This is a genomic window from Sporomusa sp. (genome assembly GCF_035561255.1).
GTDB lineage: Bacteria > Bacillota > Negativicutes > Sporomusales > Sporomusaceae > Sporomusa.
In genome coordinates this window covers 1-9764 of record NZ_DATMXX010000338.1, presented here as the reverse complement: position 1 = coordinate 9764, position 9764 = coordinate 1, and the positions used below count along the sequence as shown (strand labels likewise).

7 protein-coding genes are annotated in these 9764 nt (G+C 43.2%); 5 read left to right on the top strand and 2 right to left on the bottom strand.

What is annotated here, in order from left to right; genetic code table 11:
* From VN379_RS18885 to VN379_RS18865, 5 genes are all read left to right on the top strand, one after another.
* A partial coding sequence (locus tag VN379_RS18885; protein WP_414715018.1) for a YcjF family protein occupies positions 1–1002 on the top strand: 1002 nt, incomplete at its 5' end.
* A 10-nt stretch (positions 1003–1012) separates the two neighbouring features.
* Positions 1013–2152 carry a hypothetical protein gene (locus VN379_RS18880; RefSeq protein ID WP_325536676.1) on the top strand — a complete coding sequence of 380 codons (1140 nt, stop codon included), beginning with the start codon at positions 1013–1015 and terminating at the stop codon, positions 2150–2152.
* An 801-nt stretch (positions 2153–2953) separates the two neighbouring features.
* Positions 2954–4123: a YcjF family protein gene (locus VN379_RS18875; protein ID WP_325536674.1), complete on the top strand. Its 1170-nt coding sequence runs from the start codon at positions 2954–2956 to the stop codon at positions 4121–4123.
* Between the two features lie 551 nt (positions 4124–4674).
* Entirely contained in the window at positions 4675–5259 is a 585-nt protein-coding gene (locus VN379_RS18870; RefSeq protein ID WP_325536672.1) for a VWA domain-containing protein, read from the top strand.
* Between the two features lie 77 nt (positions 5260–5336).
* Positions 5337–5804: a hypothetical protein gene (locus VN379_RS18865; protein WP_325536670.1), complete on the top strand. Its 468-nt coding sequence runs from the start codon at positions 5337–5339 to the stop codon at positions 5802–5804.
* 971 nt (positions 5805–6775) lie between these two features.
* Here the strand turns inward: VN379_RS18865 and VN379_RS18860 are convergent.
* Both VN379_RS18860 and VN379_RS18855 read right to left on the bottom strand, forming a co-directional pair.
* Positions 6776–8005: an ATP-binding protein gene (locus VN379_RS18860; protein ID WP_325536668.1), complete on the bottom strand. Its 1230-nt coding sequence runs from the start codon at positions 8003–8005 to the stop codon at positions 6776–6778.
* A gap of 563 nt (positions 8006–8568) precedes the next feature.
* Positions 8569–9764 (bottom strand): iron-containing alcohol dehydrogenase (locus VN379_RS18855; RefSeq protein WP_325536666.1); only part of this gene is annotated, 1196 nt, incomplete at its 5' end.

Below are 9764 nucleotides of genomic sequence, written 5' to 3'. Positions count from 1 at the left end.
GAAAAACGGCGCAAAGATCTTTTGCATTTTGACTCCTATTTCGATTTCGATAAATTTGTGGCAATCTACACATTTACGCTGTTTGATAACGCCAAAGATGGAATAGTGTTTTGTACAGATGGGATATATATCGACTGTGGGTTTACAAAATATTATATAAACTTTGCTGACATTGTTTCAACCTACACAACTAAAGGTTTCTTTGGCGAATTTAGAATTAGGATAAATACTGGTGAAGACTTAGCAGTTCAATCAATATCTTTACATAAAAATACAGGGTGCGATGAATTGTCGATGTTGTTGAAATCACTTAAAGGTTTTGCATTGCAACATAATCACGGTACCGGTGACAGGGTTAGCGGCAAGGTAGACAAAAAAATGAAACTGACGCAGGACGAGAAAATTAAGAGCAATGCGATTATCCATTCGGCTGCTACAGCGGCCGGCAGCGTAGGCGCGGGGCTTGCCCAAGTGCCGCTTTCTGACGCGACGATTATTATGCCGATTCAAGTTACGATGATTACATCGCTAGGCTTGGTTTTCGGCGTTAAAGTAACTGACAGCATGGCAAAGGGCATCATAGAATCATTAGCTGCATCCTTTGTTGGGCGTGGCGTGGTTCAACTCCTTTTGGGCTGGGTGCCGGGAGTGGGAAACGTCGTTAACGCTTCAACCGCCGTTGCTATAACGGAAGCTGTCGGATGGGCCGCCGTGAGGAATTTCAAAAATAAGCAGAAAGAAGGCTGGCATGAAGGGATGAAAGCGGGGTATGTTAAAGCCTCTCGTGAGTATGAAGAAAAGCTTCGCAAGCAAGCGCAGGAATTTATTAAAAAAGCTAAGATTTATGAAAATGAACGTGAAGAATTTTTACAACTGATAGCCGAATATTTGAAGTTGATTAACGAATATGAATTGGCCAAAGACAGCGAGAAATCCACTGAGAAAGTCAGTGTGTTAAAGAGTGAGCTTTCCACGCTGACTTCACTACCTTTTGCTAAGTGAGGGTGTGCATATGACACGTGAAGAATTACAAAGACGGACGGAAAATATAATAGAACGTTCATCACGTACCATCGACGGTATGCGTACTATCACTAAAGAATCAAATCGGGTGGCCGATGTTGCGCATAATGCGAAAAAAATATTGGAAGACTTGGACGAGGAATTTGAGTCTCAAACCGGCTTGAATAAAACCGATGTGGCTTTCATGTTTTTTGCAACCGCTCTGCAATGTGTGCGCTGGGCTGTATTAACCAAATTTACAGACCGGGTTGACCACAATAAAACAGACAAAGGGCCGTATGATGAACATTCAGACCGATCACATCGGTGGTACAACCCATCTTTAGAGGAAATAATAACCAACCCTGTACCATTTGATACGACACAAGGTTCGCCGGATATGGGGGCAGGTATAGGTGGCCCTGAGCATCGCTTAAAAACATTAGGGCATGACCCTATTCTGGGGTGGATTTTTGGCACGGCTAATATCGCAACGAGTACACTTACCGCATGGAACTTTCAGTCTTATCATATTAAAACTGGCGAAAATAAATGTGGCAACAAGATAGACAAGCTAACTAATCATGCAAAAACTGATCTGGTACTCTCGTATACAAAGGATAAATTGTTTAATAATGGAGCAAAAGGCAGGAGCATTATCGGCACTTCCATTATTAAAGAATATTACCATCTAAAGTCTGATATAGGGTCTCATAAGAGTTTGCCTTTCCCCATTGTTTCTACAATTTCGCCTAAAATAGCCGATACATTGGCCGATTATGGGATAGATATGGCAAATGTACTGACCGTTGCTAAACAGGTTGCATACGCCGAGTTAATCAACGTAATTATTGGTATGATTCATTATTTATTCTATGACCCCATAAGGGATGGATCGCGGAGACTTTATGAGGTGCGTACGCGAAAAGTAATTACGTACTCAAACTTAATTTCTTCCGCCAGTAATGTTCTAAGGGTGGCTATAGAATCGTATTTGGGAAACCAAGCAGCATTGAAGAAATTAGATGTCGGAGGTTTTCTTGTTACTATATACCGTTTGCTTAATGATGCAAAATTTATACGAGAAGTAAAAGAAGAGTTTGTTTTTAATAACTTCGATAAGCTCATTCGAGGAAGAGAGAGCGTTTAGTTAACCTTAAAAATCATTTTTTACATGGACAATATCAGTCCCTCCCTGTTTGATATATACAGGCAAAGGCTTAACCAAGCCCCAATTATATCAAGCAGGGGGGGTATACCGACGAATTGTCAAGCTAAATGCGAGAGTTTCTCGATGGATGGGCTTGAAAGTGACACCATCGGCGGTACGGGGATATTGTTTCGTCAAGAGTGATGGTGCGTGGAGGGGATAATAGCTATTATTGCAACCAAATCAAATTGTTTCTGATATAAGAAAAATCCAGAATTCTTCCTTCTGAACTGCACCCTAATTTAAGACTGTAAAAAAAGTCGCTGTTTAGGTAGGTAGCTACTAAACATGGGGGACCCGGATTTTTTCGATTGGGAGTGATGGCGCGAATAGAAGGACTATCGCCAACATAGGTTTTGAAAGTCCGAAACGAATTCCCTGTCCCCTTGGTTTCAGCACCCTGGACTGCCGTGGTATTGCTGGTCCGGCGTATCGCGTTACAATTCCGGCAGTGATTTACATAGCGGCACTTAGACAAGTGCATCATTTTGGACAATATAGAATATTTTCTTTTTGAAGGAGAGGGCTGTTTTCCAAGATTAATATGGGTGTAACTGGAGATTTTTCAGGGAGAATAGGCCGATAAATGCGGAAATACAGTATGGCACAGCGAACTACTGAAACCAGTGAAAACCTCTAAGTTAAAATTCTTAGGCCGACGATCTTGGACAAAGCTTTGTGCGCATACAAGTCCCAATTCATTTATATTTTTGAACAAATTAAAAAGGAGGCGAATTTCTGTTGAAAAAAGGATTAACGGAATTGATGTTCAGTTGCTTTTTTCTTAGCAAAGATTATAAAGAAGACCTTTACAAAATCTACGGAAACGCTGCTGTATTTACAGATAAATGCGAGAATCCATACTCATGTCAACTAGAACCGGATGAATTACTGCCAGGCGAGTTGACGGCTGTTACGTTTACAGTCGGTTGTTATATCGTCCGTAGTGCGCTGAGGGTTTATAAGGCTTGCGATAATTTAGGATTAGAAATCCCTGCGGATAAAGAAGAACTTGACTGTGTTCAAGCAGACCTTAGGGGTGGAAGCGGACTATTTAGTCCTTTTAGTCCTCCATGGCACGACAGGCTGCGTGTTACCAGTGAAATATCTGCTAAACATAGTTCTGATCCATATGGCATATTTACGAATGGATTCAAATATATATGCCGCGGCGGTCATAATGTGGAGAATGAGCTTTGGTCTCATTCCATCGGCAGTATTTGTACGTTGAAAAAGAATATTTTACTTTCTGATAATGCCGCTGACTTACTTATATTACATACGAACCACTATTTTACTGCCACATCTTCAACATGGTATTCACTGAACCCACAAGGGGTGCTGACAAACGCAGAAGCACAGCCTGAAATCGACTTTGTCCTTATAAATGATGCAAGGTTTGAATCAAAGATTAATGATATAAGGTATAGGGAAATAGAACTGGAGAAAATGATTGAGGCTGCTAAAAAGGCTGTAGCTGTAGCCGTAGCCACAGCTGCTGGAATCGGAGCAATTCCTATACCTTTTGCTGATTTGCCTATTTTGATTGGAAATCAAGTTGCCCTTATGGCAAGCATAGCGGTCATTTTTAAGATTGATATTAAAAAGGATGGGTTAAAAACTCTCGTGATGGCAGCACTAGGCGTAGGCGGCGTAGCCATTTTGGGAAGGGCTATTTTTACTAATCTTTTCAAATTCATCCCTGGCATTGGTTCTCTAATCGGTGGTGCCATTTCTGCGTCAGCCGCCGGAATCATAACATATGGGATAGGAATGGCTTTTATCAAAGTCTGCAAAGCCATTAAAGTTGGGAAACTCCAGGAAGAGGACATAACTTCCAAAGAAGGTAAAGCGATATTTAAGGAATATTTCACATCTTTTGCAAAGTCGAAAACAGAAGAGGTGTCATAATAAAAAAAGAAAATCATTTTAACATGGACAATATCCGTCCTCCCCTGTTTGATATAATCTAAGCAAAAGGCTTAACCAAGCCCAAATTATATCAAGCAGGGGGTTTTTAGTTTTAAACACGTCATTTAGGACCCAGCCTTAAAAATTGGCATAACAAAATAAACCGTCGACAAACGGTCAAAAAAACAGAATGAATAGCTACGCGACTTCGCCGGCTTCCGCGTCCACAATCACAAAACCCTTGCTGCGCAAGAGCGCAACAGCCTGAGCCGTGGTTAAGGGAGACAGGCGGGGACGTTCACTAAATGACAACTTTTCGCATAAACGTGTTAAAAAAGATCCTTCCCTCCAGCGTCCTAGCAGTTAAGTGTCCATAACATCATATTCTCTGTCCTATGGCACCAGAAACCAACATTTTTTCAAATCTGTCTTGATTTTGAAATGTAAGCTTATATTTCAAAATCAAGACAGATTTTTTATTAAAACCCCCAATATGTGTCCATGGTGGTTTTGTATAATGGAGAAAACAGTCGAAAAGAGGGGGATTTCTCATGAAAAAAGGCTTAACCGAACTGGTATTTATCATCGACAGAAGCGGCTCAATGGGAGGGCTTGAAAGCGATACCATCGGCGGTTTCAACGCAATGCTAAAAGAACAGCAGGCGGTTGAGGGAGAAGCAGTCGTGACTACTGTATTGTTTGACGATAAATACGAATTACTCCACGATAGAATCAATATAAGGGCGGTTGCGCCGCTGACTGACAAGGATTACACAGTCCGGGGAACTACCGCGCTGCTTGATGCGGTAGGCGGGACAATCCACAAAATACGTGCGGCGCAGAAACATACCGCCGAGAATTACCGCGCCGAGAAAGTGCTGTTTGTCATTATCACCGACGGACAGGAAAATGCAAGCCGTGAGTATTCGGCGGAGTGTATTAAAACACGGATAGAACGCCAAAAGCAAAAGTATGGGTGGGAATTTGTATTCTTTGGCGCAAATATGGATGCCGTAATGGAAGCGGGAAAACTCGGCATAGCAGCAGACCGCGCACAAAATTGGTCCGCCGACGCCAAAGGAACAAGTACAGCATACACGGCTATGTCTGCCTTTTCTACGGCTTACAGAGGTTGAAAGCCAATAAAACCATCGCAAGGAATATAGTAATTAGGTCAAGTGGCAGAACGGCCTTTAACTGTTGGAGATTAGTTATGAGAAAAATAGTATCTACCTTTATGGGAGTAATCATGATGATGTTAGCTTCCGTAGCATTTGCCTATCCAGTGCATTTGAATGGAGATTCAAATTACATCTTGTGCGATGGAAATGAGGGAACGGGGTATTATGTTGATCGTAGTTCTTTGAACGTGAAACAATATACGCCGCCGATTTATATTATTGCTGTTAACATCGTAAGGGTGCCTGATGCTGATATGGGAAAGACTAAAATATCAGATGTGAAGACACATTATTTCCTATATAAATATAATGTTCGAGAAATGTATGTGCCGGCTGAAGGTGATTCAGATTATGATTGGCGCCTCCTGAAACCACGTGGAAGTTATGCAGATACAGGAATTTCCATGCCTGCTGGTGAAATAATCTTTTACTTGGCATATAATTTACGTTTCTATGGTGAAAGAGCCGGTTATGGTGATTCATTTTATGACAAAATCTAAATCTAGGGAAACGAGGTGACGGTGGTGTACCACCGTCACTCTGTCTGTGTCCTGATCATATGTTTACGAAAGGCAAGTATATGCCCTGAGGTTTTATGAAATGAGTGTCAGGAAAGGCCTGGGATATAGACGAAGGGAGTTTTTGTTGTTTTGGATATTTACAACTATATCAACTCGCGCGATGTGGCCAAGCATTGCCGTGAAATCAACAAGGTTTGGACACCGTTTGAAATGGCGATCCTCATTGACAGAAGCCACCGCCCAATAGCTGAAAAGCATGCGGCCTGGCGTAAAATAATAGCTGAGTACCCTGATATGCCGATGCCAGTGAACGATAAAGGCGGTAGTTATGAAAGCCTGCATAAAAAACTAGCAGAGCGGATTGATTATGAAGAACATTTGCTTACAATTTTCAAAAAGACAGAAGCAGGTGCTGTTTACAGGTATAATGACTGGTCGGGTTCCTACACTGATCCAGATCACGTTTTTGATAATTTTGAAACTGCTTTATCTGATGCCGTAAAGTATTACGGAAACCGGCGTGATAGAGTGCATGTAATCAGAATGACCAAATCATTTATCAACGATGACGATAGTATGACAGCGTTTTTCAATAATGACGATAATCTGGATTGTGTGCGGATTGTTGGCAGTCGCAAACAAGATGAGCTATTCCCTGATATTACTAAAAACGGTTGTGCTTTTGATGCTTATGTAGATATACCTATGCCATTCAAGCGCTGCGATATATTAACACGCAACAAAGGCTGGGATAAAGAAGATGATGGCATAATATTTGTGCTTGATTCATTTGACCGCGATGACCCTAAATGGCTTGAAAAACATTCTAGCCGAAGAGTACGTAGTGTCGCTGAGAAAGCTCGAGGCTTCTGCGTTGAAGAAAGCGGACATTTATATGATTATGTTTCAGAGTATGACCATGAGCAGCTTGAATATTACCGGGGAAAGACTTATATCCCCCAAATAGGCACAATCAAATTCTGGCTGTCAAATGCTGACAACCTATCAGTCGTACAAAGCACAGCCCCTGTTCCACGCTCCAAAGTAGCCTTGTCAATCACACCAAACACACGAGTGAGCTGGCTTTGAGGCGTGGCAGTTTTCTTGATTTCCATGGGGTATAGCTTGCCGCTGCCCTCTAGTAGAATATCAATCTCCTTAGTATCCTTATCCCGATAGTAGTAAATAAAGGCTTCCCAGCCGCAGTTCTGATAGCTCTTGACAATCTCAGATACCACAAAATTCTCAAGAATCGCACCACTCATGGCACCGTTCATCAGGGTATCACTGTTACTCCATTTGGTCAGGTATGCCACCAACCCGCAGTCATAGAAATAGAGCTTTGGCTTGGTTACCATGCGTTTAAGCATATTGTTGGAATACGGGTGAAGATAAAATACGATGCCCAGTCGCTCTAAAATCCCCAGCCAGTTTTTGGCGGTAATCTGGTCAATACCGGCAGCGTCAGCAATGGTCTTGTAGTTGAGCATCTGCCCGCACAGGGCTGCGGCGGCCGTGATGAAATCCATAAACCTGAGCGAATCTATGGCACCGGAAAGCTCTTTTACATCCCGGTCTATATAGGTACTGATGTAGCTGGAATAAACTGTCCGATGATCGCTATACTGCCCGCTGATAAGGGCAGGCATACCGCCTCTGAAAATACGCTCATAAAGTGCAGGAGTATCAATAGGCGTGCGCTCCTTTATTCGTTGTGACAGCTGCTCCAAATCCAGTACAAAAGGTGCAGTGGCAGCACCGTAGATTTCCGCCTGAGATAGGGGAGCCATATGAAGCAGGCAGACACGTCCGGCCAGCGACTCCTGTATCCCCTCCATCAATTTGAATACCTGCGAACCAGTCAACCAAAAGTCACCGGCCCGTCGGTTCTGGTCAACATGTATTTTGATATAGGTAAACAGCTCCGGTGCATACTGTACCTCATCGATAAACACCGGCGGCTTGTGGATTTGCAGGAACATCTTCGGGTCGTTCTTCGCCATTTGGCGCTCCGTCAAATCATCCAGTGTCACATACTCCCGCCCTATGTTCTCCTCCGCAGCTAGTTTTTGAAGCATGGTTGTCTTGCCAACCTGCCTTGGACCGGTGAGCAGCAACGCTGGAAACTCCTTGCTAAGACGGAGAAACGTATCCTCCATTGCTCTGTGTATATAATTCATGAAATCACCTCGTCGTCTAAAAATAAAATTTACTATATTATAGCCGAAACACGTTTTATGGTCAATAAGATTTCGGCTATTATTTATACTTCTTATATTTTAGACGGAATCGTTGCAATATATACCGTAAATAAGAAGTTCCCAGCGTTCTAACGCTGAGAACTCCTTTCGCGGTTTGCCCCGAATGGCGATAACTTGGTGGTGAAAGTCCACTACAGGCTTGGCAGTAGGAACTGTTAGCAGAGGGCAAGGGTGTCCGCCGTCGGCGGAATCTGAAGTAAGCCTAATGCAAATCCTTGGTCTGACGAACAGAAACTACATATAAGGCATATGCAGGGCGGACGAGTTTGCCGCACAAAACAAAGTCCAATACTGCCCGAACCCTGGTGGTTGTAATGGTGAAACAATGTTAAGAGAGCAGAAAATGGCGAAAGCCGGCTACCGTTGCGAGGGTATCCTGATTACTGGCAAGTATTCGAGGCGGCTGGTACAAACCAAAATCCGTAAGACGAGTAGAAATACCAAAGCCTGACGGAGGGAAGCAATAAAACGATGAAGGGAATTTATAGTGCGTTTTCTAAGATTTTTTGACTTATGTCCAGCGAAAGGTCCTGGGTTTCGGAGAGCGCTGTCATGCCATGCGCTTTTAATTGTTCAACAATAACCGGTATCTGATCTTCGCCAATATTATAGTCGGACAGCCGTGTCTTTACGCCAAGGCGTTCAAAGAATTCCCTGGTTTTTTGTATAGCGGAATGTATCCGGTCATCTTCGCTTCCTTCCGTTATATTCCAGACGCGCGTAGCATACTGCAGAAGCTTCGCGTGCTTTTGTTCGCGGCGTATTTCTAACAATGACGGTAATAGGATGGCTAATGTTTGTCCATGATCGATGCCATATAAGCTGGTCAATTCATGCCCGACCATGTGAGAGGCCCAATCTTGAGGGACACCTGCGCAGATTAACCCATTCAGTGCCAGTGTTGCGCTCCAGACCAGGTTGGCGCGTGCATCGTAATTTTCCGGTTCCGCAATGGTGGTTTCACCGATTTCAATCAACGTCTGCAAAATACCTTCCGATATACGGTCTTGGATTCTGCCGTCTACAGGATAGGTGATATATTGCTCCGTCGTATGCACAAAGGCGTCAATTACGCCATTGGCTACTTGAATTTTTGGGAGCGTGTAAGTGAGTGTCGGGTCCAATACTGAAAAACGGGGAAAGACTAATTCGCTAAAGACAGGGTACTTGCCTTGTTCATAACTAATCACGCCGCCGCAGTTCATTTCTGAGCCAGTTGCGGGTAGTGTCAGTACAGTGCCGATTGGAATTGCTGTTTTTACAGTGTCTGTACCGATGGGTGTAAAACCATAACGTAAAAGATCAAGTGCCTCACCGCTGTAAGAAGCGGCAAGTGCAATAAATTTTGTTCCGTCGATGACGGAACCACCGCCGATGGCCAGCAGAAAATCAATACCTTCCCGGCGTACAATCTCTGCAGCTTTTACCAGAGTCTCATAATGGGGATTCGGTTCTATACCGCCAAATTCCTGAACCTTTCTGTTTCCCAGTGCACTTTTTACTTTATCCAGCGTTCCGTACTTTTTCGCGCTGCCTCCTCCATAAGTGATCAAAACATGAGCATCGGCTGGGATCATTTGATCAATGCTGTCAAGCCGACCCTTTCCAAATAAAATGCGTGTGGGATTGTAAAAATTAAAATTTAGCATGCGGAGCACTCCTTTCTTATATATATCTA